The sequence below is a fragment of the Curtobacterium citri genome (assembly GCF_030362955.1).
Classification (GTDB): Bacteria; Actinomycetota; Actinomycetes; order Actinomycetales; family Microbacteriaceae; genus Curtobacterium; species Curtobacterium citri.
Map to the genome: position 1 here is coordinate 15,892 of NZ_JAUCML010000015.1, position 25,195 is coordinate 41,086.

26 protein-coding genes are annotated in these 25,195 nt (G+C 72.3%); 16 read left to right on the forward strand and 10 right to left on the reverse strand.

Annotated elements, in window-relative coordinates; genetic code table 11:
- The first annotated feature begins 9 nt into the window (after positions 1-9).
- Together QUG92_RS16420 and QUG92_RS16425 are read left to right on the forward strand one after the other, a co-directional pair.
- On the forward strand, positions 10-1,158 hold the full coding sequence (locus QUG92_RS16420) for a LacI family DNA-binding transcriptional regulator (protein ID WP_289460006.1): 1,149 nt from the start codon (positions 10-12) through the stop codon (positions 1,156-1,158).
- A gap of 111 nt (positions 1,159-1,269) precedes the next feature.
- Positions 1,270-2,349: an alpha/beta hydrolase gene (locus tag QUG92_RS16425; RefSeq protein ID WP_289460007.1), complete on the forward strand. Its 1,080-nt coding sequence runs from the start codon at positions 1,270-1,272 to the stop codon at positions 2,347-2,349.
- Positions 2,350-2,396: 47 nt separating this feature from the next.
- Here the strand turns inward: QUG92_RS16425 and QUG92_RS16430 are convergent, their stop codons facing one another.
- From QUG92_RS16430 to QUG92_RS16440, 3 genes are all read right to left on the reverse strand, one after another.
- On the reverse strand, positions 2,397-3,599 hold the full coding sequence (locus QUG92_RS16430) for a lipopolysaccharide biosynthesis protein (RefSeq protein ID WP_289460008.1): 1,203 nt from the start codon (positions 3,597-3,599) through the stop codon (positions 2,397-2,399).
- On the reverse strand, positions 3,596-4,930 hold the full coding sequence (locus tag QUG92_RS16435; protein ID WP_289460009.1) for an MATE family efflux transporter: 1,335 nt from the start codon (positions 4,928-4,930) through the stop codon (positions 3,596-3,598). Before QUG92_RS16435 ends, QUG92_RS16430 begins: the two co-directional genes overlap by 4 nt.
- Before the next feature lie 126 nt (positions 4,931-5,056).
- Positions 5,057-6,394, reverse strand: a complete 1,338-nt coding sequence (locus tag QUG92_RS16440; RefSeq protein ID WP_289460010.1) for a uracil-xanthine permease family protein — start codon at positions 6,392-6,394, stop codon at positions 5,057-5,059.
- A gap of 119 nt (positions 6,395-6,513) precedes the next feature.
- On the opposite strand from QUG92_RS16440, the gene QUG92_RS16445 reads away from it, so the two are divergent.
- Both QUG92_RS16445 and QUG92_RS16450 read left to right on the forward strand, forming a co-directional pair.
- Positions 6,514-6,711, forward strand: coding sequence for an RHS repeat domain-containing protein (locus tag QUG92_RS16445; RefSeq protein ID WP_182045904.1), 198 nt, complete (start codon positions 6,514-6,516; stop codon positions 6,709-6,711).
- Between the two features lie 62 nt (positions 6,712-6,773).
- Positions 6,774-7,160: a hypothetical protein gene (locus QUG92_RS16450; protein ID WP_289460011.1), complete on the forward strand. Its 387-nt coding sequence runs from the start codon at positions 6,774-6,776 to the stop codon at positions 7,158-7,160.
- Positions 7,161-7,807: 647 nt separating this feature from the next.
- On the opposite strand, the gene QUG92_RS16455 is transcribed toward QUG92_RS16450, so the two are convergent.
- The 4 genes from QUG92_RS16455 to QUG92_RS16470 form a co-directional block, all read right to left on the reverse strand.
- Positions 7,808-8,251, reverse strand: coding sequence for a DUF3592 domain-containing protein (locus QUG92_RS16455; RefSeq protein WP_289460012.1), 444 nt, complete (start codon positions 8,249-8,251; stop codon positions 7,808-7,810).
- Between the two features lie 242 nt (positions 8,252-8,493).
- Positions 8,494-9,801, reverse strand: a complete 1,308-nt coding sequence (locus QUG92_RS16460; RefSeq protein WP_182045907.1) for a glutathionylspermidine synthase family protein — start codon at positions 9,799-9,801, stop codon at positions 8,494-8,496.
- Positions 9,801-10,172 (reverse strand): tRNA-dihydrouridine synthase, encoded by a 372-nt coding sequence (locus QUG92_RS16465; protein ID WP_223246591.1) that lies wholly within the window; start codon positions 10,170-10,172, stop codon positions 9,801-9,803. The genes QUG92_RS16460 and QUG92_RS16465 overlap by 1 nt, the downstream gene beginning before the upstream one ends.
- 10 nt (positions 10,173-10,182) lie before the next feature.
- Positions 10,183-11,823 (reverse strand): APC family permease, encoded by a 1,641-nt coding sequence (locus tag QUG92_RS16470; RefSeq protein ID WP_289460013.1) that lies wholly within the window; start codon positions 11,821-11,823, stop codon positions 10,183-10,185.
- A 153-nt stretch (positions 11,824-11,976) separates the two neighbouring features.
- Here QUG92_RS16470 and QUG92_RS16475 point away from each other — a divergent pair, with 153 nt between their 5' ends.
- From QUG92_RS16475 to QUG92_RS16485, 3 genes are all read left to right on the forward strand, one after another.
- Complete coding sequence (locus QUG92_RS16475) at positions 11,977-13,941, forward strand: M13 family metallopeptidase (RefSeq protein ID WP_289460014.1); 1,965 nt, start codon at positions 11,977-11,979, stop codon at positions 13,939-13,941.
- 197 nt (positions 13,942-14,138) lie between these two features.
- A complete protein-coding gene (locus QUG92_RS16480) occupies positions 14,139-14,939 on the forward strand; it encodes a serine hydrolase (RefSeq protein ID WP_289460015.1) in 801 nt (266 codons plus the stop codon).
- Positions 14,936-15,493 (forward strand): hypothetical protein, encoded by a 558-nt coding sequence (locus tag QUG92_RS16485; protein WP_289460016.1) that lies wholly within the window; start codon positions 14,936-14,938, stop codon positions 15,491-15,493. Before QUG92_RS16480 ends, QUG92_RS16485 begins: the two co-directional genes overlap by 4 nt.
- Positions 15,494-15,511: 18 nt before the next feature.
- On the opposite strand, the gene QUG92_RS16490 is transcribed toward QUG92_RS16485, so the two are convergent.
- Complete coding sequence (locus tag QUG92_RS16490) at positions 15,512-16,186, reverse strand: DUF4232 domain-containing protein (protein ID WP_289460017.1); 675 nt, start codon at positions 16,184-16,186, stop codon at positions 15,512-15,514.
- 103 nt (positions 16,187-16,289) lie between these two features.
- Here QUG92_RS16490 and QUG92_RS16495 point away from each other — a divergent pair, with 103 nt between their 5' ends.
- Positions 16,290-16,568: a hypothetical protein gene (locus QUG92_RS16495; protein WP_289460018.1), complete on the forward strand. Its 279-nt coding sequence runs from the start codon at positions 16,290-16,292 to the stop codon at positions 16,566-16,568.
- Between the two features lie 52 nt (positions 16,569-16,620).
- Here QUG92_RS16495 and QUG92_RS16500 read toward each other — a convergent pair whose 3' ends face one another.
- Both QUG92_RS16500 and QUG92_RS16505 read right to left on the reverse strand, forming a co-directional pair.
- The gene (locus QUG92_RS16500; RefSeq protein WP_289460030.1) at positions 16,621-17,052 is read right to left on the reverse strand and encodes an NUDIX hydrolase; all 432 of its coding nucleotides are present in this window, start codon (positions 17,050-17,052) and stop codon (positions 16,621-16,623) included.
- The gene (locus QUG92_RS16505) at positions 17,049-18,371 is read right to left on the reverse strand and encodes a glutamyl-tRNA reductase (RefSeq protein WP_182045913.1); all 1,323 of its coding nucleotides are present in this window, start codon (positions 18,369-18,371) and stop codon (positions 17,049-17,051) included. Before QUG92_RS16505 ends, QUG92_RS16500 begins: the two co-directional genes overlap by 4 nt.
- Before the next feature lie 117 nt (positions 18,372-18,488).
- On the opposite strand from QUG92_RS16505, the gene hemE reads away from it, so the two are divergent.
- The 8 genes from hemE (at position 18,489) to hemC (ending at position 25,169) form a co-directional block, all read left to right on the forward strand.
- Positions 18,489-19,619 carry a uroporphyrinogen decarboxylase gene (gene hemE / locus QUG92_RS16510; RefSeq protein WP_289460019.1) on the forward strand — a complete coding sequence of 377 codons (1,131 nt, stop codon included), beginning with the start codon at positions 18,489-18,491 and terminating at the stop codon, positions 19,617-19,619.
- The gene (locus tag QUG92_RS16515) at positions 19,616-20,944 is read left to right on the forward strand and encodes a protoporphyrinogen/coproporphyrinogen oxidase (RefSeq protein WP_289460020.1); all 1,329 of its coding nucleotides are present in this window, start codon (positions 19,616-19,618) and stop codon (positions 20,942-20,944) included. Before hemE ends, QUG92_RS16515 begins: the two co-directional genes overlap by 4 nt.
- A gap of 100 nt (positions 20,945-21,044) precedes the next feature.
- Positions 21,045-21,299, forward strand: coding sequence for a hypothetical protein (locus QUG92_RS16520; RefSeq protein ID WP_289460021.1), 255 nt, complete (start codon positions 21,045-21,047; stop codon positions 21,297-21,299).
- Positions 21,296-21,730: a phage holin family protein gene (locus QUG92_RS16525; protein ID WP_069712719.1), complete on the forward strand. Its 435-nt coding sequence runs from the start codon at positions 21,296-21,298 to the stop codon at positions 21,728-21,730. The genes QUG92_RS16520 and QUG92_RS16525 overlap by 4 nt, the downstream gene beginning before the upstream one ends.
- Before the next feature lie 35 nt (positions 21,731-21,765).
- Positions 21,766-21,996 (forward strand): hypothetical protein, encoded by a 231-nt coding sequence (locus QUG92_RS16530; RefSeq protein ID WP_289460022.1) that lies wholly within the window; start codon positions 21,766-21,768, stop codon positions 21,994-21,996.
- A gap of 70 nt (positions 21,997-22,066) precedes the next feature.
- Positions 22,067-22,819 carry a hydrogen peroxide-dependent heme synthase gene (hemQ, locus tag QUG92_RS16535; RefSeq protein ID WP_289460023.1) on the forward strand — a complete coding sequence of 251 codons (753 nt, stop codon included), beginning with the start codon at positions 22,067-22,069 and terminating at the stop codon, positions 22,817-22,819.
- A gap of 56 nt (positions 22,820-22,875) precedes the next feature.
- Positions 22,876-24,096 carry a ferrochelatase gene (locus QUG92_RS16540; protein ID WP_289460031.1) on the forward strand — a complete coding sequence of 407 codons (1,221 nt, stop codon included), beginning with the start codon at positions 22,876-22,878 and terminating at the stop codon, positions 24,094-24,096.
- Positions 24,093-25,169, forward strand: a complete 1,077-nt coding sequence (gene hemC, locus QUG92_RS16545; RefSeq protein WP_289460024.1) for a hydroxymethylbilane synthase — start codon at positions 24,093-24,095, stop codon at positions 25,167-25,169. Before QUG92_RS16540 ends, hemC begins: the two co-directional genes overlap by 4 nt.
- The last annotated feature ends 26 nt before the right edge of the window (positions 25,170-25,195 follow it).

Sequence of the window (25,195 nt, forward strand, 5' to 3'; positions counted from 1 at the left end):
TAACGGGCGATGGACCAACCGGCAACAGCACGCGGCGCGTCCGGGACCGACGGCTCCCGCGACCGCGCCGCCGTCGCGCCGCGCCGTGGGCCCCGCCCCACGCTGGCCGCCGTGGCCCGGGCGGCGGGCGTCGCCCCGTCCACCGCCTCGCTCGCGTTCAGCGGTGCCGGCCCTGTCTCCGAGGACGCGAAGGCCCGCGTGCTCGCCGCCGCCGCGGAGCTCGGGTACGGCGGCCCCGACCCCCGCGCACGATCGCTCCGCCGTGGGCGCTCGGGGGTGATCGGTGTCGTCATGGACGAACGCCTGAGCGATGCGTTCCGCGACCCGGTGAACGTCCTGACGCTCGACGGGATCGCCGAGGTCGCGGGCGAGGCCGGCGCGTCGCTGCTGCTCGTCCGCAGCCCCCTCGACGACGAGCGCGGCACCGGGCCCATCGTCGACGCCCCGATGGACGCCGTCGTCCTGGTCGGGTGCAACGTGCGCATCGACCCCGCGGTCGCCGTCCTCCGTCGTCGGCAGATCCCCGTCGTCGCGATCGAGGCGGACGACATCGAGGGCGCGGTGCCGATCCACCTCGACAACCGCGACGCCTCGCGGCGGGCGGCCTCCTACCTCGCCGAGCTCGGCCACACCGCCGTGACGATCGTGACCCTGCCGCTCGACGCCGAGCGCCGCTGCGGACCGGTCGACGCTGTCCGCGAGGCCGCCGGCGTCGCGCACACGACGCTCGAGCGGTTGCGGGGCGTCCGCGAGGTCTACCCGGACGCGGCCGCGGTCGAGGCCGCCGGGAGTTCGGTGGAGGACGGCCGCGCCGCCGCACGGACCCTGTTCACCGACGGCGCGCCCGCGCCCACCGCCGTCGTGGCGCAGAGCGACCTGCTCGCCGTCGGGGTGATCTCGGCCGCGCTCGACGCCGGGCTCCGCGTGCCGGAGGACGTCAGCGTGATCGGGTTCGACGGCATCACGGTCGACGACAGCCTGCTGCACCGCTCGCCGATCCAGCGGCTCACGACGCTCGAGCAGCCGTTCGAGCAGAAGGGCCGGGCCGCGGCACGTGCGGCGCTGGCGATGCTCGAGGGGGCCCAGCCGGAGCCGGCCGCGTTCCGGTCGGAGCTGCGGATCGGGGACACGACGGGGCCGGTGCGGACCGGGACCTGATCCTCCGGTCGCCGGTACCTCGACGGTCGCGGGACGTGTGCTGGGCGCTTCCTCAGCACTGCGCGCGCCGGTCGGTGCCCGTTCCGGGGCGCGGTCCCTACGCTCTGGACCGTGCAGCACGCGCGTCGTCCCTCCTCGCTCCCGGGAGTCCTCCTGACCATCGCGGTCCTGGTGGTCGCGGTCGTCGTCGCCGCCGTGGTGTGGACCCGTTCGCCGGCTGCGCCGGCACCCGCAGCGGCGTCGACACCGACCGCCGCCCCGACACCGGCGGAGACCCCGCTGCCCGTCGATGCGGACGGCATCCCCCTGTCGGAGCGGCCCGCGCCGCACGAGCCGGCCACGGTCGACCTCGCCAGGACGTGGCGTGCGCCCGCCGACCTGCCCCCGGACGGCCGACTGCTCCACGTGTCCGTCCCGGGCACGACGTCGCACTTCGTCGCCCGCGACGCCCTCCTCTGGCTGCCGCCGGCGGCGCTCGTCGCCGACCCGCCGCCGCTGCCGGTCGCGGTCCTCATGCCCGGACAGTCGAAGGGCTCCGGCCCCGACGACATGGAGTCGGGCGGGCAGATCGCCCGCAGCATGGACGCGATCGCCGCCCTGCACCGGGGGCTCGCACCGATCGTCGTCGTCCCCGACCAGCTCGGACCGCGGTCGGGCAACCCGATGTGCATCGACGGCCCGCTCGGCAACAGCCGGAGCTACCTGGAGCACGACGTCCCCGCGTGGATCACCGGACACCTGCGGGTGCAGACCGGTGCCGCGGCGTGGACGATCGGCGGGTTCTCGCAGGGCGGCACGTGCGCGATCCAGCTCGGCGCCGGGGACCCCGACCGCTTCGGGAACATCATCGACGTCTCCGGCGAGCTCGGCCCCTCCCTCGGGGACCCGGCGCGGACGATCGCCCGCGGGTTCTCGGGGAACGCGGCGGCGTACCGGGCGGCCCAGCCCCTGGCGGTCATGGCCCGGCACGGCCACTACGCGTCGACGTGGGCGTTCTTCACCGCGGCGCAGCTCGACACCCACTACGGCCCGGCGATGCCCGTCGTCGCGGACCGTGCGGCGGCGGTCGGGATGCACGTGACGCGGTGGGTCCTGCCCGGTGCTCGGCACAACTGGACGATGGCGCGGGCGGCGATCGCCGCGGGGATGGCGTGGCTGGAGCCGCACGTGGGGCTGGCGCCCGCCGACTGACGCATCCGCTCTCGTCGCTTGCCCGAGCACGACGGACCGTCGACAGGTCAGCGCCGCCGCAGGCCCAGCACCACCACCGCCACCAGGTTCACCGCGCTCCCCACGAGGAACCCCGTGGTCCCCCCGGCCACCCCCGTCGACGGCGCGAGCACCGCCATGAGCACCACGCCCACGACGAACCCCGCCACCGACGCCAGCGCCACCTGCCGTGACCGACCGGACGCCAGCAGGAGCGCCGCCGGCACGAGTCCGACGGTGAACACCCACACGCCGACCATCAGGTACCGCAGGTCCGCGACCGCGGCGGCTCCCTCGGCCGGGTAGACCAGCGGCAGGAACCACCCGGCGAGCCAGGCGACGAGGCCGAAGACCACGGCGGTGCCCGCGGCGAAGCCGCCCACGAGCAGCAGCACCCCGCGCGAGCGCAGCGACCCGCCGTCCGACCGGTGCGCGAACGCCGGCACGAGCACCTGCCCCAGGGCCTGGCCGACCATCGACGCGGGTGTCGCGAGCGTGAAGGCCGCGGCGTAGACCCCGGCCTCGAGCGCCGAGGAGGACACCTGCGCCGAGATCATCGTCAGCTGCAGCAGCCCGTTCGAGGTCACGACCGCGAGCACGTTCCACGCGGCGAAGCCGAGCACCCCCGCGGTCGGCTCCGGCGCGCCGGCGGCCCGGTTGCCCCGCGGCCAGCAGGCGATCGCGAAGACGGTGTACCCGACGGCGAGGGGGAGCAGGACGAGCGGCTCGAGGCGGGCGACGCAGGCCGCGACGAGCAGTCCGAGCGCGAGCAGGCTCGTGACCGTGTCCCACAGTGCGACGCGTGGTGCGCGGTCGTACCCGAGCTGGGCCCCGCGGGCGTAGCAGTACAGGCCGTACCCGACGACGACCCCGACCCCGCCGACCACCATGCCGGGGCTCGCACCCCAGGCGATCGCGACCGGTACGGTCACCGCGGCGAGCACGACGCTCGACACCGCCATCGAGGCCCCGAGCAGCCTGTTCACCGCCGTGTCGGACCGGCGCCCGCGCAGCGTGATCGCCAGCACCCGCGAGGCGGTGTTGCCCGCCGCGTTCGGCCACAGCAGGGCGGTGAACACCGAGAGCGACAGGAGCGCGGTGGTCTGCCCGAGGGTCTCGGTGCCGAACACCCGCCCGACGACCACCGTGACGAGCAGCTTCGCGAGTCCCTGCACGCCGATGCCGACCGTGGCGAGGAGCGCCGACGACGCGACGCGCGACCGCCCGCTCACCGGGCCAACGCCTGTCCGACCCAGCCGGGCCGGTGCGCGCGCACCCCGAGGGTGACCGCACGGACGCCGATGTAGCCGAGCGCGAAGGCGGCCCAGAGCCCGGCGAGGCTCCCGCCGAGCCACCAGAGCAGCGGCAGGTACACGACGAGGTTCACGACGCCGGCCAGCGCGAGGTACCGCGCGTCCCCGGCGCCGATGAGCACGCCGTCGAGCACGAACACGTAGCCGGCGACGGGCATCCCCACGGCGATGAGCACGAGCACGACCGGCAGCGCCGACCGGACCGCGGCGGAGTCCGAGAACACCGGGCCGAGCACCCCGCTGACGGCGACGACGACCACGCCGAGCAGCACGCCGCCGAGGATCCCGAGCACCACGAGCCGCCGCGTGACCAGTCGTACCCGTGCGGGGTCGCGCGCGCCGAGGCCGTGCCCGACGAGCGCCTGCCCGGCGATGGCGAGGGCGTCCAGCGCGAAGGCCAGCGTCGAGAACACGGTCAGCCCGACCTGTGTCGTCGCCAGGCCGGTCGTCCCGAGCCCGCTCGCGGTCGCCACGGTCGCGAGCATCGCCACCCGCAGGGACACGGTCCGGAGGAACAGCCAGGCACCGGAGCACAGGGCACGCACGACGCCGGAGGCCCCCGGGCGCAGCGGCGCACCCGAGGCCCGGGCGGCGCGCACGGCGATGACGACGTACACCGCGGCCATCGCCCACTGGACCACGACGGTGCCGGCGGCGGACCCCTCGACGCCCCACCCGACGCCGTAGATGAGCACGGCGTTGAGCAACCCGTTCGCCACGAAGCCGACGGTCGCCACGACGAGCGGCGTCCGGGTGTCCTGCAGCCCGCGCAGCAGTCCGGTCGAGGCCGTGACGACGAGGATCCCGGGCAGGCCGACCAGCGAGAGGGTCAGGTACGCGGTCGCTGCGGCCGACACCTCGGGCGACGCCCCGAACAGGTCGACGAGCGGTCCGGCGAGCGGCCACCCGACGAGCGCGAGCACGACGCCGAGCGCCAGCGCGAGCCACATGCCGTCGATGCCCGCGTGCACCGCTCCGCGACGGTCGCCGCCGCCGAGCGCGCGTGCGACCGCGGGCGTCGTGGCGTACGCCAGGAAGACGAGCAGCCCGGTGACCGTCTGCAGGACGACGCTCGCCAGCCCCACGGCCGCCAGGGCGGTCGCCCCGAGGTGGCCGACCAGTGCGGTGTCGGTGAGCAGGAAGAGCGGCTCGACGACGAGGGCCCCGAGTGCGGGGACGGCGAGGCGGACGACGTCCCGGTCGACCGACCGGCGCTCGGCGCGCTCGGCGGTGGTCGTGGGTCGGGGCACCGGCCCATTCTGGCCGTCCCGCGGCCGGTCCGGTGACCGGCGGCGCGCCCTGCGGCGTGACCGGTGGACGGACGGGAGGCCCGTGGCGGCGTCGCCACGGGCCTCCCGTCCGTCAGGTGGTCCGACTCAGTCCGCGCGCGGCTCTGCCGGGACCGCACCGGTCGCGGCGTGCGCCTGGTCCGACGCCTCCGGCGTCGCCGGGTCCGTGCCGCGGGCCCGGCCGACCAGGTCCATCAGGTGGTAGACGACGATCGCGGCGATCGTGCCCACGATGATGCCGCCGAACGTCGCACCGCCGAACGAGAACGTGAAGTCGGCGATGCCCATGATGAGCGCGATGCCGGCGGTGAGCTGGTTCTTGGGCTTGGCGAAGTCGACGCGGTTCTCGACCCAGATCCGGATGCCGATCACGCCGATCAGGCCGTAGAGCGCGGTCGTGGCACCGCCGAGCACCCCGGCGGGCACGGACGAGATGATCATGCCGACCTTGGGCGACAGCCCGAGCAGGATCGCGACGATCGCGGCGACCCAGTAGGCGGCCGTCGAGAAGACGCGGGTGGCGGCCATGACGCCGATGTTCTCGCCGTACGTCGTCGTCGCCGACCCGCCGCCCGCACCGGCGAGCACCGTCGAGACGCCGTCGGCGAAGAGCGCGCGACCGGTCAGCGGCGTGAGGTCGCGGCCGGTCAGCTGGCCGACGCCCTTCACGTGGCCGACGTTCTCGGCCACGAGGGCGAGCACGACCGGCACGAAGCCGAGGTAGACCGCGAGCTGCCCGGCGTCGAACGCGGGGGCAGTGAAGGTCGGCAGGCCGATCCAGGCCGCCTCGCCGACCTTCGACAGGTCGACCTGCCCGCCGACGAGCGCCGCGACGTAGCCGACCGCGACGCCGATCACGATCGACAGCCGGCCGATCAGCCCCTTGAAGAGCACCGTGACGAGGATGATCGCCGCGAGGGTGATGAGCGCGACGACCGGGGCCTTCGTGAAGTTGTCGCGGGCAGCCGGCGCGAGGTTGAAGCCGATCAGCGCGACGATCGCCCCCGAGACCACCGGCGGCATCAGACGGTCGATCCACCCGGCGCCCGCCAGGTGCACGATCGCACCGACGATCGCCAGCAGGACACCGACCACGATGATGCCGGACAGGGCGAGCGGGATGCCGCCGATCTTCGTCGCGGCACCGATCGGCGCGAGGAAGGCGAACGACGACCCGAGGTAGCTCGGCAGCCGGTTGCCGGTGATGAGCAGGAACAGGATCGTCCCGATGCCGCTGAACAACAGGGTCGTCGACGGGGGGAAGCCCGTGATGAGCGGGACGAGGAAGGTCGCGCCGAACATCGCGACGACGTGCTGGACGCCGAGCCCGATCGTGCGGCCCCAGGAGAGGCGCTCGTCCGGCGCCACGATGGTCGAGGAGGAGACGGTCGCGCCGTCACCGTGCAGCTTCCAGCCGAGTGCCATGGGATGACGGTACCGGGTGGGGTGGGTCCTTCGCGGGTGGAGTGTGTCGGCGCGGGCGCGCGCTCTACCAGTCCGCGCTGTTCCGGATCGTCCCTTCTTGTGGGGTGCGCAGGTGAGGCATGCTCCGTGGCGTCCTGAGTGTCACGACCTACACGGACGCGACTGGCACGAAGACCACGTCCGGGTACACCAACGGTGATCTGACCTCGATCACCGCGCCGAACGGCGGCGTCACCTTGTTCACCTACGACAGCTCCGACCGCGTCACGCAGGTGTCCCAGTCGAACGCGACGGCAGTTCACCCAGTACCGGGGTGACTCGTTTGTCGTATGTCAGCGACACGTCGACGGCGGTCGCGGACCCGCGGTCGGACCAGAACTTGACGGTCGCGAATGCGAAGCACACCACTTACACGCTCGACAAGAACGACATCGTCACGAAGACGGTCGACCCGGAAGGCCGTGAGCGGTCCAAGACCTACAGCTCGGCCAACAACGGTGTCGCCACGTCACAGGTCGGTGCTTCAGGGATGGACAGCACCGGTGAGACCACCAACGCCTACGACAAGAACAACAACCAGTCGCTGACCTCGTTGCAGTCCGGCTCGGGTTCCTCGTCCTCCGCTGAGTACGGATCCTCGTCCGCGGCGGCGGCGACGTACCTGCCGTCGAAGATCACGAGCAGTTCTGGCAGCAGCACGAGCATGGAGTACGACGACTACGGGAACCAAAATTCCTCGCAGCAATTGGCAGCGCCGCCATTCTAGGTGTAGCGACCCTTGGAATTGGAAGTTTGGGTGCCGGTCTGAAGGCTGGGAACGCTGCTGGTGTAGCTAGCGGAGCCTTCTCTGGACTCGAGATTGCGGCCGGATCGGCGTACACAGAATTTCAGTGACTAGAGTGGTCGTATGTTTGCAGCAGGTGCCTCAGGGCTCGGTTGGATTGCACTGGCGATTCTCGCCATCAGTCTTACGATTGTTTTCCTAGTGAATAGGAAGAGAAAATGACTCAGGAGCTATCCGCCCCACCCGCCAGCCGCACTAGTACCCTGTTGAATGCAGGCGAACTTATCTTCAATGTGTGCAAACGCAAAAGTCGAGCCCTCACGCGGTCGATCAATATTCGACGTGCCTTGACTCCCAAACATTCAGATTGCTAGAAAGCTCAACCCGGCAGCTGGGCGCGAGTGCTTGTGACGGCGAATCTTCTCGAGTCAACAGCGTTGCCGCACGACATCCTCCCGGGGGGTGCGGCGCAAATGCGATAAAGGCGAGCCGTGTTCCTCTGTGTCGTCAATTCACTAGAAGGGGGCGAGGAGCCAGCGGGTCACCTGAAGTAACGGCTACCATCTGTCGCTGGCACCTTCCGGTTGTGGCTTGCAGACGCCAGTGCCCGACAGGCGAGATGCCGCTACCTAGCAGTCTGTTGTGACCTTCGGTGTGGTCTGGGATTCGTTCGGAGTGCGCTGAATACGTTCGTCGTGAGCGATGGCTTCGGTCGGCTTCTCCGGCAAGTACCTGACCTCGACACCAGTCGCATCAGTGGTAACGTCGGCAACTTCTCCGAAGCGGGCTGCGCCTTTGACCTCATAGCGGCGTCCGTTGACGGTGTATGCGTAGATCGCCGCATACTGCGTATACGAACCCCTGTACTTCCGCACTTCAAAGGAACAGATCTCGCCGGTAGGTGTGCCGGTGGTGTTCACGCCGTCATCGGCGAGACGTTCAGCGCTCGTCCTGGTCAGCCACATCCCATTGCTCGCCCCGACGATTACTGCTATGACGACCGCCGTAAGAACGAACAGGGCGGCCTTGGTCCGTGCCGGGAACCTCGGCGCGCGTAGCGGTTCAATGCCCATGGACAGATCGTAGGTCAATGAGCCGTCAGAGCTCAGCATCGGGACGTAGTTTCACTGGAGACCGCGGCCATCAGCTCCGGACGACATTCGCACCGCCGCCAAATAGGTGATCCGCACTATTTCGGGTCGTCAGCAGCAAGAGCGGAGCCGGTGCCGACCGATAGGCGGAGCGCTTCAGCTGGAGCGGTGATGCAGACGCGGGCGTCGACACGGCTGAACTGCGGCGTAAAAGCCGGCCCTGATCAGCCCGGCGCGATGATGTTCGGCGCGAACCGGCACCAGTAGTCGGTGATCGGGCCGTCGGACTCGCGGATGCCGACGCCGAACGACTCGCCGTCCACCACCCAGGACCCGAGGACCGGATGGTTGTGCCCGTTCGACCCGGGGAAGTCCGGCAGCTCGTGGTACTGCTGCCACACCCGCTCGCCGGCCGTCCCTGCGCGTCGGTACTCCGAGCCGTTCGACGTCACCGACCCATCGGCGCGGTGGACGGCGACGCCATCGCCCTCGCGGCCGAAGACCGGCTTCACGACGAAGTCCGTCATGCCGTTCGGCCCGTCGGCGTACGACGGCAGCAGGTTCTGGTGCCCGGGGAACAGCCGCCAGAGCGCCACGAGCAGGAGCTTGTTCGACAGGAACATCTTCCAGGCGGGCTCGTACCAGCGCCCGAGCCGACCGCGGTCCCGCACGAGGAAGGCCCCGAACTCCTGGTCGCCCGTGGCGCGGTCCTCCCCGGAGACCAGGTCCTCCCACGGGTAGAGCTTGAACAGGTTCCGGATGACCGGCCACTGTGTGCCGGGCTCGTCGCCGGGCAGGGTGAAGACGCTCCGCGCGGACCCCGCGGGCTCCTGGTTGCCGACGAACTGCCGGGCGACACCGTGCCAGCCGATGTCCTTCATCTCGATGCCGGTGTGCTCCCAGCCGGCCTCGCCGGCGAGGTCGCGCATGTACGCGACGGTGTCCCAGTCCTCGCCCGCGGTGTCGAGGTCCGAGTGCGCGACGAACAGCCGTCCGCCGTCCTCGGCGCGGAGCGAGTCGTGCAGGAGCGTCCGCCACCGTGCGACGAGCGCCTCGTGGATGCCGTTCCACTGGTCGGTGTCGGCCGGCAGCTCACCGGACTCGACGCGCTCGCGCATCCAGTGCCACTGCGTGACGGACGCCTCGATGAGCCCGGTGGGGGTGTCGCCGTTGTACTCGAGGAGCTTCGCGGGGGAGCCGTCGCCGGCGTACGCGAGGTCGAAGCGTGCGTAGACGTCCGGTTCGCCCTGCTCGAGGGACCACGCTGCGAGCTCGAAGCCGTCCCGCGTCAGGCCGAGGGTGCCGAGTTCGCCCGAGGCCATGTACCGGGCGGCCTCGAGGCACATCCGGTGCAGCTCCTCGGTCTGCTGCTCGAGCGCCTCGACCTCGGGGAGGGTGAAGACGTAGGCGGCGCCGTCGTTCCAGTACTCGACCTCGGTGCCGTCCTCGCGGTGCGACCGCGAGTAGACGAGCCCGGTCTGCTGGATCTTCCGCTGCCAGTCCGGTCGTGGCGTGTACTCCACGCGCTCCATCAGCCGCCGAACCCGCCGTGCTCGCCGGATCCGCCGAAGCCGCCCTTCGAGACGGAGCTACCGCGCGACGAGAGGCCGGACTTCGCCGTCTTCCCCGAGGGCAGCGACGTCGTCCCGCCGGAGGCGCGCTCGCCGACCGCGGGGACCCGGGTGCTGCGGCTGCTGCTCACCGGCAGGTAGTACCAGCCCGCGTGGCCGCCGTGGTTGTTGCAGTCGTCGTCCGGGAGGCGCTTCTGCGTCGAGTTGTCGCGGCAGATCTTCGCGTAGTCGGCGTTGACACCGGCTCCCTGGCCGCAGCCCGTCAGGGAAGCGGCCAGCGCGGCGACCACGCCGATGGAGACAGCGCGCGATGCGCGACGACGAACACTCACGATCACGACCCTAGCGATCCACGGTGGGCCGGGGCTGTCGTCGCTCGACCGGGTCCGGGTCCTTGCCCGCCGCGCCGGTGCGTCCGACGAAGAACGCCGGCGACCGGAGGCGCCACACGACCATGAGGACGACGCCGACCGCGATGGCGGCGACGCCCACGACGGCGACCGCACCGATCCCGAGGACCGTCACGTTCCTCCCGTCCGCGTCCTGCAGCCAGTCGGGCCGCGCGAACTGCGCGAGCCCGTAGCCGAACGCGACCGTCAGCGTCGCGCCGCCGAGGAGCGGGACGACGCCGCGCACCACGAAGTGGCGCGCGCTGTCGAGCAGGGTCCGTCGGAACACCCAGACGCACGCGAACCCGGTGAGGGCGTAGTAGAAGGCGATCATCAGCCCGACGGACCCGATGAGGGCGGTGAGCAGGGTGCCGGACAGCAGCGTGAGGAGCACGTAGCACCCGGCCGAGGCGATCCCCATCCCGAAGGTCGACCACGTCGGGGTGCGGAAGCGCTCGTGCACCCGGGCGAAGCGCGACGGCAGGGCACCGTGGGCCGCCATCGAGAGCGCCGTCCGGGCGGTCGGCAGGATCGTCGTCTGCGTGGACGCCGACGCCGAGGTCAGGATCGCGAACGCGAGCAGCGCCGTGGCCGCGTGCCCGAGGACGGACGAACCGAACAATGCGGGCGCGATCGCGGCGAAGACGTCGTCGGCGTTGCCCGGTGACCCCAGACCGATGCCGTCCGTCCCGACGCCGGCGAAGGCGATCGTCGCCGTCGCCAGGAGGACGTAGATGCCGAGCAGCAGGACGGTGCTGATGACGGCCGACCGGCCCGGTGTGCGTCGCGGGTCGGTCGTCTCCTCGTTGAGCGAGAGGGCCGTGTCCCACCCCCAGTAGATGAAGAGCGCGGTCAGCATCGCGGGCGCGATCACGGTCGCCGGGTCGAGACCGCTCGGCCAGAGCCAGTCGAGCGAGGGGGTGATCGACGTCACGCCGGCCGTGCCGTCGAGGACGCGGAACGCCGCGACCCCCGCGAACACCGCCAGCGCCAGCACCTCGATGCCGAGGAGCGCGTACTGCAGGCGGGTGGACACCTCGACACCGAGGTGGCAGACCACCGTCATGACCGCGATCCAGGCGACACCGGCGACCGTCGACCACAGGGTGTCGCCGCCGAGTGCGGTGATCGCGTCGACGTCCGTGACCGCACCGACGAAGCGGAATCCGTACGACCCGGCGATCTGGGCCAGGTTGGCCATGACGATGACGTCCGCGGCGATGATCCCCCAGCCGCCGAGCCACCCGGTCGTCGGCCCGAACGCACGGGTCACCCACGTGAACGTCGTGCCGCAGTCCGGGTCGAGACGGTTCAGCTCCTGGAAGGCCACCGCGATCATCCACATGGGGACGAACGCCAGCAGCAGGATGCTCGGCGCCTTGACGCCGGCGAGCAGCACCCCGCCGCTCGCCACGACCAGGCCGAGGCTCGCGGCCAGGCTGTAGGCGGGGGCCGTCGACGACAGGCTGACGACGATGCTCCCCAAGAGCCCGATCGACCCGGGCTTCAGGCCCTTCGCCGTGGTGCTCGGACCGGTCGTCGCGACGGCTGGGGCCGCTCCGGGGTTCGGGGTCGGTCCGGTGGTGGGAAGCATCCCTGCACTCAACACGATCCGAGCACCGGCCGGGGCGCGGCGTGACCAGGATCGTCCGCCGTGAGCGCTGACCTCGGATCGGCGGGCACCCGGCCGGCGCCGCTGCGCCCCCGACTCCGAGCGGCCGCGGCCCCGGTGGCTATCGTGGACCGCATGACCGACGTCGCACGCACCGCAGGGATCCACACCGACGAGCTCGACCCGGACGTCCGCCCCCAGGACGACCTCTACCGGCACGTGAACGGGACCTGGGTCGCGCAGACACCGATCCCCGACGACAAGGCCCGGTACGGCTCCTTCACGGTCCTCGCCGAGGAGGCCGAGGTCGCCGTCCGCGACATCGTCGAGCGCTCGCAGCAGGCCGCACCCGGCACCGAGGAGCGCAAGGTCGGCGACCTCTACACGTCCTTCACCGACGAGCACCACCTCGAGGAGCTCGGCACCGGTCCGATCGACCCGCTGCTCCGCGAGGTCGACGCGGTCGAGACCGTCGACGACGTCATCGCGATGGTAGGCCGGTTCGAGCGGCTCGGCCTGCCCGGCTTCGTGCAGCTCTTCGTCGACAACGACCCGGGCGACCCGGAGTCGTACATCGTGTTCCTCGAGCAGTCCGGCCTCGGGCTCCCCGACGAGTCGTACTACCGCGAGGAGCGGTTCGCCGACATCCGCTCGAAGTACCGCGAGTTCGTCGCGTCGATGTTCCCGCTCGCCGGCTTCGCCGACGGCGGCCAGCGCACCGAGGCCGTCATCGCACTCGAGACGGCGCTCGCCGCGGTGCACTGGGACAACGTCACGACCCGCGACAGCCAGAAGACCTACAACAAGATGACCTGGGACGAGGTCACGGTGCTCGCCAACGGCGCGGACCTGCACCTCTGGTGGCAGGCCATCGGGGCCCCGGAGGGCGCGTTCGGAACCGTCGTGGTCCGCGAGCCCTCGTTCGTCACGGGCCTGGCCGAGCTGCTCCGCTCGCAGCCGCTCGAGGCGTGGAAGGACTGGCTGCGCTGGCAGGTCATCCGTGGTTCGGCCGCCTACCTGACGAGCGCGATGTCCGCCACGAACTTCTCCTTCTACGGCACCGCCCTGACGGGCGCACCGAAGCAGCGCGAGCGCTGGAAGCGCGGCGTCTCGCTGGTCGAGGGCGCGATGGGCGAGGCCGTCGGCCGCATCTACGTGCAGGAGCACTTCGACGAGACGTCCAAGGCCGAGATGGACGAGCTCGTCGCAAACCTGGTCGAGGCGTACCGGCAGAGCATCACGGCGCTCGACTGGATGACCGAGGAGACCCGGGCCCGGGCACTCGACAAGCTCGACAAGTTCACGCCGAAGATCGGCTACCCGGTGAAGTGGCGCGACTACTCGGCGCTGCCCGTCAGCCCCGACGACCTGATCGGCAACGTCCGCGCGGTCGCGAGCTTCCAGGTGGACCGCGAGCTCGGCAAGATCGGCAAGCCGATCGACCGCGACGAGTGGTTCATGACCCCGCAGACCATCAACGCGTACTACAACCCGGGCTTCAACGAGATCGTGTTCCCCGCGGCGATCCTGCAGTTCCCGTTCTTCGACGCCGCGCGTGACGCCGCCGCGAACTACGGTGCGATCGGCGCCGTCATCGGGCACGAGATCGGGCACGGCTTCGACGACCAGGGCTCGCAGTACGACGGCGACGGCCGGCTCCAGAACTGGTGGACCGAGGCCGACCGCACCGCCTTCGAGGAGCGCACGAAGGCCCTCATTGCCCAGTACGACGCCCTGGTGCCGACCGAGGTGCCGGACGCGCACGTCAACGGCGCGCTGACGATCGGCGAGAACATCGGCGACCTCGGCGGCCTGTCCATCGCGTGGAAGGCCTACCTGCTGTCGCTCGACGGCCAGGAGCCCCCGGTGGTGGACGGCCTGACCGGTGCCGAGCGCTTCTTCCTGAGCTGGGCGCAGGCCTGGCGCATGGCGATCCGCCCGGAGGAGGCCGCGCGCCTGCTCAGCATCGACCCGCACTCGCCGAACGAGTTCCGCTGCAACCAGATCGTGCGCAACATCGACGTCTACTACGACACCTTCGGCGTGACCGAGTCGGACGCGATGTACCTCGACCCGGCCGAGCGCGTCGCGATCTGGTGATGACCGAGCCGGACGCGGCTCCGTCGTCCGATCCGGGTGCCCCCGAGCCGGGTGCGCAGCCCGGAGCCGACGCAGACGCACCTCGCCGTCCCCGTCGCCGACCACAGGTCGGTGGCGGGGACGGCGCCCGTGCGCGCGGACGGCACCGCGGCGGGGCGGACGAACGCTTCGGCGCCGGCCTGGAGGCACTGGGCGCGTTGGCACGGGACGGCGCGTCCGTCAGTGCCTCCGTCATCGACACCTCGACCGGCAGGGCCCTGCTCGCCGTCGACGACACCCTCGTCCAGCCCGTCGCGAGCCTCGGTCGGATCCTCCTGCTCATCGAGGTCGCCGCCCAGCTCGAGGACGGACGCCTGCACGGCGACCGGCTCCAGCGGATGGCCCGCGACACGGCGACCGGTGCGGGCCTGTGGCAGTTCCTGCAGGAACCGACCATGCAGGTGCCGGACCTGGCGACCCTCGTCGGCGCGACGGCGGACGCGTGGGCGATGAACGCCCTGCTCTCGACGGTCGGCATCGACGCGGTCCGGCGCCGGGCGGAGGCGCTCGGCATCGACCGGACGGCGCTCATCGACCGGGTCCGCGACCGCCGCGGCCCGGACGACGCCCCGGACGCCTCCGTGGCGCCGTCGGGGGAGCTCGCCTGGCTGATGCGCGGCCTGGCGCTCGGCGAGGTCGTCGACGAGCCGGTGTCGAACCGAGTGCTCGGGTGGTTGTCCCTGGCGAGTGACACGTCACTCGTCGCGGGCGCGTTCGGCGTCGACCCGCTGGCGCACCGGGCGCTCGACCACGGGCTGCAGGCGGTCGTCGTGACGGGCTCGTCGACGGGGGTCCGCGCCGAGGCCGGGATCCTCCGCGGGCCGGGCTCGTCCGTGAGCTACGCCGTCACCGTGACCTTCGACGACGCGACCCTGCAGCAGCGCCTGGCGGTCATCGAGGCCCTGCGCACCGTCGGCACCGAGGTGCTCGAGGTCGTGCACACCCCCTCGTACCGGTGAGCCCCTCGTTGAGCAGGCCGGCCCGGGCGGGCGTGGGTGCGGTCGTCGCGGTGATCGCGGTCGCCCTGACGGGCTGCTCCGTCGAGGTGCACACTCCGACGTCGGACGCGACCGAGATCGCCGAGGCGAACGGGTCCCGCCTGCTGCGGGCCCTGAGCAGCACGGCGCTGGGGGCCCCTGATGGTCCCGAGCTCCAGGCCGCTGTCCGCGAGCAGCGCTTCGGTGGGTACGGGGACGTCGAATCGCTCACCCCTGCGGAGCTGGCTCGCCAGCGCGGCAACCTGCGAGCAGCCGTGTACGGGACGGCGCGGTCGTCCACGGGGGTCGAGGTGTCCGCCTACGCGTCGGGCACCGCGCAGGGCGGCGGTCTCTCGAGCAGTGCGACCGTCTACGGGTGCTTCCGCGCACAGCTCACCGCAGGGAGCTCCGCGGTGTCGTCGCGTGCTGTCCCGTGCCCGGACTTCGGGACGTCCGGCTCGGATACGGAGCGGACCCTCGTGCTCGACCTGCCCGCACCACCAGGGCCGGACCCACGAGCGACCCCCGGCGGGTAGCCGGCCGGACCACGCACGTCACTCTGCCGCCTGGCCCTCCGGCACCAGTCCGGACACGTTGAGGAGCCCGGCGTCTTCGGACCGGCACGCGGTGAAGTCCGTGTCCCGCACGAACAGCGACTGCTTCGACCCCGGCGGGTAGACGCGGAAGCCGTCCGCCGCGACCGGCTGGCACTTGTCGGTGGGGTAGTCCGCGGCGGTGGCGACCTGGAGCGGGGCCACGGCGACGGCCCCGGGGGCGAGCGTCACGGTCGGGTGCGGCGAGCTCGTGGCGCGGCTCGCGGCAGCGCCGATCTGGCTCCCGTCGCCTCTCCCGACGAAGGACACCCCGGGCCAGCCCTGCAGCGTGCAGGTGCTCGACCCGGTGTTCCGCAGGGCCAGGTGCACGGAGGTGCTGCCCGCGGCACCGCCGCTGCCCGACTCGATGCTCCCGGCGAGCGAGCCGGTGTCACAGCGGCCGCCGGCCGCGGTCCCACCGGTCGAGCTCGGTGCCGCCGTAGGGGTCGAGGCGGTCGACGGCGCGGACGACCCCACCGACGGTGCCGCCGAGGACCCGGTCGTCGGCACGGCGGTCACCGTCCGGGTCGCGGTGGGCGCAGTGTCCGGACCACCGGAGGAACAGCCGGAGAGCGCGAGGGCCAGGACGATCCCGGTGGTGGCGAGGAGGACGGGAGCGGCGGTGCTGCGGTGCATGCCTCGACGCAACTCCGGCCCGTCCCGGCGCGTTCGGGTAGCGTCCAGACGTCGCGTCCACACTCGCGACACAGCCAGGCACACGAGCGACGGAGGTCGGAACATGGCAGGCAAGCACGAGCAGGCACGCGGCGACGAGGGCCGGGCGGACGGCGTCGAGCCGCACGCCGGAGCCTTCACCGACAGCGAGATCCCGGGCGAGCAGCACGTCGAGTCGCACGAGCCCGCGGGGGAGTTCGTCTCCAGCGACATCCCCGGCGAGACGCGCCCGGACGACGCACCGGCGGCCGACACGGGCGAGTACGTCGAGTCGGACATCCCGGGCGAGGCCGAGCCGACCCAGGACGGCGAGACCGGGCACTACGTCGACAGGGACGAGTGAGCGAGACCGAGTGAGCGACACCGAGTGACCCCGGCCCAGGCTGGTCGGATCTTCAGTCGACCAGGCCGGCGTCGACCAGCCGGAGGAGCGTCTCGACGCCCGCCGGCGGACACCGGTCGGCGTCCGCGGAGGTGACCCACTCCACCTCGTCGACCTCTGCGGAGGCGACGGGCGTGGCGGAGTCGGTCGCGCCTCCCGGCCGGACCGTGAACAGCGCCATCGCGACCATCGTCCCCTCGCCCTGGCCGTGCGCGGCCTCGGTGACGGTGCCGAAGGGCTCGACGTCCGCCTCGGTGAGGTGCAGGCCGGTCTCCTCGCGCGCCTCGCGCAGCGCTGCCTGCACGTCGGTCTCGTGGGGCTCCGCCTTGCCGCCGGGCAGGTAGAGCACGTCGCGGCCGCGGGCACGCACCATGAGCACGCGCCGGTCGCGCACCAGCAGCAGCGCGCTGACACGGAGCGTTCGTGGTTGGGCCGGGAGGCTCAGCTCGCGTCCGCCTCGCCGGTGCGGTCCGTCGACACGGGGCACTCGGGCGCGGTGCGCTCCGCGAGCGGCACCACGGGCGCCGGCAGCTCCGCCTCGGGCTCGGGACGGACGCCGAACAGGGCGTCGAGCGCCCCGACGAACTCCTCGCCGCGACCGGCCCGACCGAGCTCCCGCGCGCGGACCGACGGCCGGTGCAGCAGGACGCCGACCAGGTGCCGGAGCGCACGCTCGGTCTGCTCGGCGGCCTCGGTGTCGCCCTCGCGGCGCTTCGCGCGGTCGATCTCGTCGTCGAGGATGTCGAACACGTGCTTGCGGAAGGCCACGAGTGCCGGGGTGGTCGACTGCTCGAGCGCCTGCGCCCGGAACCGGGACACGGCGTCGTCCACCATCTGGCGCGCCTCGGACTCGGCGTTCAGCTCGGCGATCGGGGCGTGGATGCTGATCGTCTCGAGGTCGAGCAGCTCGACGCCGTCGACGTGGGCCACGTCGGGATCGACGTTGCGGGGGAGCCCGAGGTCGATGACGATGCGGCGCCGCCCGTCGTCGAGGTCCGCCGGTTCGACGACCGGGACCTCGGTCGAGGTGCAGGTGATGAGGACGTCGGACGCGCGGATCGCCTCGCGCAGGTCGGTGGCGGCCACGAGGTCGTGCTTCGCGGCGAACCACGGTGCCCGGCCGGACGGCGAGAACACCTGGATGTCGGCGGCACCGCGGTCACGCAGCGCGGCGATGGTCGTGGCCGCGTAGCTGCCGGTGCCGACGAGCAGCACCCGGGTCCGGGCCCAGTCGGTGATGCGCGACGAGGCGAGCTCGAGGCCGAGACGCACGAGCGAGCGACCGGCGGCACCGATGCGCGTGCGGGTCTTCACGCCGCGCGAGGTGTGCGCTGCCTCCTGGAACAGGCGCTCGAGGTCGGAGGTCGTGGTGCCGTTGGCGCGGGCGTCCTCGAGGGCGCGGCGGACCTGGCCGGAGATCTCGGTCTCGCCGACGACGACGGACTCGAGGCCGCTCGACACGGCGAACAGGTGCTGCACGACGTCCCCGCCGCCGAGCACGTTGACGGACTCGAGCACCTCGGCGGGCACGAGGTCACTGGCGGTGGCGACGGCGTCGACGGTGGCCGAGACGGCGGAGTCGCGGTCGTCGCCCGCGATGTCGAGGTAGGCCTCGAAGCGGTTGCAGGTGGCGAGGACGACGGCTCCGTCGAGCACGCCCGAGTCCGTCACCAGACGGCTCGCCGCGGTCGGTGCGCCGATGCTCAGTCGCTCCAGGAGGTCGAAGCTGGCGTTGCGGTGCGACGCCGTGAGACAGATGAGCACGTGTTCCATGGTAACTCGCCATCGGTTCACCGGCTGTTCGCCCTCCGCGTGCACAGCGGACCGGCAGCCGGGAATGCGCTCGGTGTCCCGTCCGGTCGCGGATGGGATGATCGGAGCGTGACCACCGCCGCACCCGCCGCCCTGCCCGACAGCCACCCGCTCGTGACCGGACGGACCTCGGGGTCGCCGCTCGTCCGGGCGCTCCGCGGCGACCGCCCGGAGACGCTGCCGGTCTGGTTCATGCGCCAGGCGGGCCGCTCGCTGCCGGAGTACCGCGAGCTGCGGGTCGGCACGGCCATGCTCGACGCGTGCCTCGACCCGGCGATGGCGTCCGAGATCACCCTGCAGCCGGTCCGCCGGCACGGGGTCGACGCCGGCATCTTCTTCAGCGACATCGTCGTGCCGATCAAGCTCGCGGGCGTCGACGTCGAGATCGTCCCCGGACGCGGGCCCGTGCTCGGTGCGCCGATCCGCACGGCGGCCGACGTGGACGCCCTCGCCCCGCTCGACCCGGACGCCCTCGCGCCGATCACCGAGGCCGTGCAGCGCACCGTCGCCGAGCTCGGGGACACCCCGCTCATCGGGTTCGCGGGCGCGCCCTTCACCCTCGCCGCCTACCTGGTCGAGGGCGGGCCGTCGAAGGACCACATCCGCGCCCGCACGATGATGCACAGCGACCCGGAGACCTGGGCGCGCCTGCTCGACTGGGCGGCCGGGGTGTCGGGTGCGTTCCTCCGTGCGCAGGTCACCGCGGGCGCGTCGGCCGCGCAGCTCTTCGACTCGTGGGTCGGCTCGCTGTCCCGCGCGGACTACGTGGCCTCGGTGTCCCCGCACTCGGCGACGGCGCTCGGGCACGTGGCGGACCTCGGCGTCCCGCGCATCCACTTCGGCGTCGGCAGCGGCGAGGTCCTGCACGAGATGACGACGCTGGGCGACCCGGCGGACACGGTCGCGGTGGACGCGGTCGGTGTCGACTGGCGGCTCCCGCTCGACGAGGCCGTGCGCCGCGTCGGCACCGGTGTGACCGTGCAGGGGAACATCGACCCCGCGATGCTCGCCGCCCCGTGGTCGGTGCTCGAGTCCCACGTGCGCGACGTCGTCCGCCGCGGCGGCACGGCCCGGGCGCACGTCGTGAACCTCGGCCACGGTGTCCCGCCGGAGACCGACCCGGCCGTGCTGACCCGTGTCGTCGAGCTGGTCCACTCGCTGGGCGACGGCACGGGCGTGGGCGAGGAGTCCGCCGCGTGACCGACGTCGTCGTGGTCGGCGGCGGGGTCGCCGGACTGGTCGCCGCCCGCGACCTGGCGAAGGCGGGGGCCCACGTCGTCCTCGTCGAGGCGGGGGACCGCCTGGGCGGGATGCTCCGCCGGCACACCGTCGCCGGGCTCGACCTCGACATGGGGGCGGAGTCCTTCGCGACCCGGACCGACGCCGTCGAGCGGCTCGCGATCGAGCTCGGTCTCGGCAACGACATCGTGTCGCCCGACCCGCGGGGTGCGTGGCTGATGACCCGCGACGGTCGGACGGCCCCGATCCCGCAGACCGGGTTCCTCGGCATCCCCGGCAGCCCGATGGCCGCCGACGTCCTCGCCGTGATCGGTCAGGGGGCCGCGTTCCGCGCACAGATGGACTCGCTGCTGCCCTCGCCGGTGGGCGCCCGGGCGGAGTCGCTCGGCGCGCTCGTCCGGAAGCGGATGGGCGAGCGGGTCCTCGACGACCTCGTCGTCCCCGTCGCCGGCGGTGTCTACTCCACGCACCCCGACCAGCTCGACCCCGACCGCGTCGCACCCGGGCTCCGTGCGGCCCTGCAGCGGGAGGGCTCCCTCGCCCGAGCCGTGCTCGCCCTCCGCTCCCGTGCGGCGGCGGGTTCCGCGGTGCAGGGCATCCGCGGCGGCATCGTCCGCCTCGTCGACGAGCTCGTGGCCGACACGGTGACGTACGGCGTGGACGTCCGGCTCGGCACCCGCGCCACGGCCGTCGAGCGGTACGCCGTGGAGACCCTGGCCGCGGACGGCACCCGGGAGCGCCTGCCCGCGCAGCACGTGCTCGCCTCGACGGCCGACCCGGCGCGGACCACGGCGCCGGACCGCACCGGCATCGAGCTCGTGACGCTCGTCGTCGACCAGCCAGAGCTCGACGCGGCGCCGCGCGGCACCGGGATGCTCGTGCACCCCGAGGCGGCGGGGGTCGGAGCGAAGGCGCTCACCCACGCGACCGCGAAGTGGCCGTGGCTCGCCGAGGCAGCCGGTGGACGGCACGTGCTGCGGCTCAGCTACGCGACCCCGCCGCACGACGACGTGACGGACCCGTCAGGCGCGGCCACGAGCCTCCCGGTCGCGCCGGACGACACCGTCGGCACCCGCGCCACCCGCGACGCGACCGCCCTGCTCGGGGTGCCGGTCACGGCGGACCGGGTGCTCGGCGCGGCCCGTGTCCGGTGGTACGGACCCGACCTGGCGGCGGCCGGCCTGACCGAGGGCGTCGTCGGCATCGGTGAGACCTCGTCCGGACGCGGTCTCGCGGGCATCGTCGCCGCCGCGCGCGCTGCTGCCGGACGCATCCTGGATTCCTGAGCGGACCGACGAGGCCCCGAGGGCTACTGTGAGTGGAACGCCGGACGTATACCGCTCGGCGCATGACCACCGCACACCCCTCAACAACGGAGGATCGCACATGCGAGGCAAGCTCCTGTTCGTCGCCGGCGCCGCACTCGGGTACGTCCTGGGATCGCGAGCCGGACGGGCGCGGTACGAGCAGATCAAGACCGTCAGCGGCAAGATCTGGAACAACGGGAACGTCCAGAAGGGCGTGCACCAGGCCGAGGAGTTCATCCAGGACAAGGGCCCGGACGTGGCCGAGTTCGTCAGTGAGCAGACCAAGAAGGTCGTCCGCAAGGTCAGCCAGAAGAAGGACACGACCACCTCATGACCGACACCCGCGACCGCAAGTCGCGATCGCTGTTCGGTCTGGTCGGGGACGTCCCGAAGCTGGTGAAGAACCTCGTCAAGGGCGAGGTGGACCTGCTCAAGGCCGAGATGATCGCCAAGGCGAAGGTCTTCGGCCTCGCCGCGGGGCTCCTCGTCGGCGCGCTCGTCATCGTGCTGTACGCCATCGGGGTCCTGCTCACCGCCGCCGTGATGGGGCTGGCGACCGTGATGCCGGCGTGGCTCGCCGCGCTCCTGCTCGCCGTCCTGATGCTCATCGTGGCCGGGATCCTCGGGTTCGTGGGCTGGAAGCGCTTCAAGAAGGGGCTGCCCCTCACGCCGAAGCGCACGATCGACAGCGTCAAGGACGACATCAACGCGGTGAAGGGCCTGGGCAACAAGCCCGGTCAGCACGACCGCACCCCCCGCTCCTGAGCGGGGCGACCGACACCCCCGACGTGAGGACCCCTGTGACCGACCAGCACGACGACCTGGCGAACCGCGTGACGGCGATGCGGACGCAGCTGTTCGAGACGCTCGACGCGATCGAGGACAAGCTCAACGTGCCGAAGCAGCTCGGCATCGCGGCGTCGAAGGTCAAGCAGGGGATCGACGAGAAGCCGGTGCCCTACCTGGCCGGGCTCGCAGCCGGCGTGGCGGTGGTCGGGAGTATCGTCGTGGTGGTGCTCCGACGGCGGTAGACCGCCGGATCGGTGGTCCTCCGGCCGCGGCGCGCAGCCACGACCCAGGCAACCGACAAGACGAGGAACCATGAGCTCCGACGTGCACGCAGCACCGCACGACAACGCCACCAGCAGCCCTGCGCACGACACCGACCCGGCGAGCGGCATCGACCCGAACCTCCTCACCGCGTTCGCGCTGTGGGCCGTGTTCCAGCGGCCGCTCGGCCCCGTCTCGCACGACGGCGACCGGGCGGTCGCCGAGCTCGACGCCGTTGTCGCCCGCGCCGCCGAGCGCGGGGTCACCATCCGCGGCTTCTACGACGTCTCCGGCTTCCGTGCCGACGCCGACGTCATGATCTGGCTGCACGGCGACGACGCCCAGGCGATCCAGGCCGTGCTGCGCGAGATCCGGCGCACCGGGCTGTTCGCCGACGCCGAGCCCGTCTGGCACGCGATGGCCATGCACCGCGAGGCCGAGTTCAACAAGCGCCACACCCCCGCCTTCCTGCGCGGCAAGGACCCCGAGGCCTGGATCACGGTGTACCCGTTCGTCCGGTCCTTCGAGTGGTACCTCCTGCCCGAGGAAGAGCGCTCGAAGATGCTCCGCGACCACGGCATCGCCGGCGCGAAGTACCGTCGCGTGCTCACCAACACCATCGCGACGTTCGCCCTGAGCGACTACGAGTGGATCCTGCCGCTCGAGAGCCCGGAGCTCGTCGACCTCGTCGACCTCATGCGCGACCTGCGCGCCACCGAAGCGCGCCTGCACGTGCGCGAGGAGGTCCCCTTCTTCACCGGTCGTCGGGTGACGACCGCCGAGCTGCCGGAGGTGCTGTCGTGACCGACACCAGCAACAACAACGAATGCGTGACCGACACCAGCGCAGTGCCGACGAGCATCACGAACGGGCAGGGCGCGGTCCTCGCCGCCACTGCCGCCGCGGTCGACGGCCCCGAGCACGTCGAGGTGCCGACCGCGTACGACGCGATCCTGCTCGCCGGCTTCGGCGGTCCCGAGGGCCAAGACGACGTCATCCCCTTCCTCCGCAACGTCACCCGCGGCCGCGGGATCCCGGACGAGCGGCTCGAGGAGGTCGCGCACCACTACCGCCACTTCGGCGGCGTCAGCCCGATCAACGCGCAGAACCGCGCGCTGAAGGCCGCGCTCGAGGCGGAGCTCGCGTCCCGCGGGATCGACATGCCGGTGCTGTGGGGCAACCGCAACTGGGAGCCCTACCTGGAGGAGGCCTTCACCGAGGCCGCCGACAAGGGTTACACGAAGCTCATCGCGATCGCGACGAGCGCGTACTCGTCCTTCTCGAGCTGCCGGCAGTACCGCGAGGACTACGCCCGCGTGCTCACCGAGACCGGCCTGATCGACACGATCCAGGTCGACAAGGTCCGGCAGTTCTTCGACCACCCGGGCTTCGTCCGCCCGTTCGTCGACGGCGTGCGTGACGGCATGGCCCGCGCGATCGCCGAGAACGAGGGGCTCGACGTCGCCACCGAGCTGCGCATCCTGTTCTCGACGCACTCCATCCCGTCGACCGACGCCGCGAAGTCCGGCCCCGACTACCGCGGCTTCGACGAGCACGGCGCGTACGAGGCGCAGCACCTGGCCGTCGGCGAGGTCGTCCTCGAGCAGGCGTGGAACGAGCTGCTCGAGCAGCCCGAGCACGCGCACCTCCGAGGCACGTCGAAGCCCGACTGGAAGCTCGTCTACCAGTCGCGGTCCGGCCCCCCGACGCAGCCGTGGCTCGAGCCCGACATCAACGACTACATGAACGAGGAGCTCAAGGGCGGTCCGACCCGCGCCGTGCTCATCGTCCCGCTCGGCTTCGTGAGCGACCACATGGAGGTCATGTGGGACCTCGACGAAGAGGCGACCGAGACCGCGGGCGAGCTCGGCTTCTGGTCGCTCCGGACGCAGACGCCCGGTGTGGACCCGGCGTACGTGTCCGGCCTGGTCGACCTCGTGCTCGAGCGCGTCAACGGCACGCCGACCGCGGAGCGCCCGCACCTGACGGACATCGGCCCCTGGTACGACGTGTGCCGCCCGGGCTGCTGCGAGAACGTGCGTGCCGGGTTCAAGCCCGCCGCGGCCGGCGTCGCCCCGTGACGGACGGCCCCGCTGCGATCCGGCTCGGTACCCGTGCCAGCCGGCTCGCGGTCGCGCAGTCGCAGGACGTCGCCGACCGCCTGGCGAAGGCGGCCGGGCGACCGGTCGAACTCGTCACCGTGACGAGCGAGGGCGACACGAACCGCGCCTCGCTCGCGAGCCTCGGCGGCACCGGCGTGTTCGCCAGCGCCCTGCGCGAGGCCCTGGTCGCCGGCGAGGTCGACGTCCTCGTGCACTCGCTCAAGGACCTGCCGACCGCGCCGTACGACGGCCTGACGATCGCCTCGGTGCCGAAGCGCGCCGACGCCCGAGACGTCCTGGTCGCGCGGAACGGCGCGACGGTCGAGACCCTGCCCGAGGGCGCGAAGGTCGGCACGGGGTCACCCCGCCGCGTCGCGCAGCTCAAGGCCAAGCGTCCCGACCTCGACGTGATCGACATCCGCGGCAACATCGACACCCGGCTCGGTCGGGTGGACGACGACCTCGACGCCGTCGTGCTCGCCGCCGCGGGCCTCGGACGCATCGACCGGCTGAACGCCGCGACGGAGCTCCTCGACCTCGGCTTCTGGCCGAGCGCCCCGGGCCAGGGTGCGCTCGCGGTCGAGATCCGCGCGGACGAGACCGACAAGGGCCTGCTCGCCGCGCTCCGGAAGCTCGACCACGCACCGACCCGGCTCACCGTGACGGCCGAGCGCGAGGTGCTCGCGAAGCTCGAGGCGGGTTGCTCCGCACCGATCGGCGCCACGGCGGTCGTGGACGCCGAGCTACTGCTCGTGTCGGCGACGGTCTACCGCCCGGATGGCTCGGAGTACCGCACGGCGTCGCACGCCGCGCACCTCGACGGGTCCGCGCAGGACCGTCTCGACGAGGCACTCGAGGTGGCCGGTCGGGTCGCCGCCGAGCTGCTGGAGAACGGTGCGGCCGAGCTCGCCGACCTGGCCTCCTCGGTCTCCGGCACGCCCGCCGAGGGCGACCACTCCGCCGGACCCGGTCTGGCGACGCCCGGGGCCGAGCAGCCGGCCGACGACGCCTCGACGAACACCGCGTCCACGCCGACCACAGCGACGGACTAGGCACCATCACGGACGACACCACCCCC

Bases quoted from the DNA above. Each gene is read 5' to 3' on its own strand.
- QUG92_RS16420 (WP_289460006.1), top strand. From the start codon at position 10: ATGGACCAACCGGCAACAGCACGCGGCGCGTCCGGGACCGACGGCTCC.
- QUG92_RS16520 (WP_289460021.1), top strand. From the start codon at position 21,045: ATGCGAGGCAAGCTCCTGTTCGTCGCCGGCGCCGCACTCGGGTACGTC.
- QUG92_RS16525 (WP_069712719.1), top strand. From the start codon at position 21,296: ATGACCGACACCCGCGACCGCAAGTCGCGATCGCTGTTCGGTCTGGTC.
- QUG92_RS16475 (WP_289460014.1), top strand. From the start codon at position 11,977: ATGACCGACGTCGCACGCACCGCAGGGATCCACACCGACGAGCTCGAC.
- QUG92_RS16445 (WP_182045904.1), top strand. From the start codon at position 6,514: ATGCTCCGTGGCGTCCTGAGTGTCACGACCTACACGGACGCGACTGGC.
- QUG92_RS16470 (WP_289460013.1), bottom strand. From the start codon at position 11,823: ATGCTTCCCACCACCGGACCGACCCCGAACCCCGGAGCGGCCCCAGCC.
- QUG92_RS16460 (WP_182045907.1), bottom strand. From the start codon at position 9,801: ATGGAGCGCGTGGAGTACACGCCACGACCGGACTGGCAGCGGAAGATC.
- hemQ (WP_289460023.1), top strand. From the start codon at position 22,067: ATGAGCTCCGACGTGCACGCAGCACCGCACGACAACGCCACCAGCAGC.
- QUG92_RS16490 (WP_289460017.1), bottom strand. From the start codon at position 16,186: ATGCACCGCAGCACCGCCGCTCCCGTCCTCCTCGCCACCACCGGGATC.
- QUG92_RS16495 (WP_289460018.1), top strand. From the start codon at position 16,290: ATGGCAGGCAAGCACGAGCAGGCACGCGGCGACGAGGGCCGGGCGGAC.
- QUG92_RS16440 (WP_289460010.1), bottom strand. From the start codon at position 6,394: ATGGCACTCGGCTGGAAGCTGCACGGTGACGGCGCGACCGTCTCCTCC.
- QUG92_RS16455 (WP_289460012.1), bottom strand. From the start codon at position 8,251: ATGGGCATTGAACCGCTACGCGCGCCGAGGTTCCCGGCACGGACCAAG.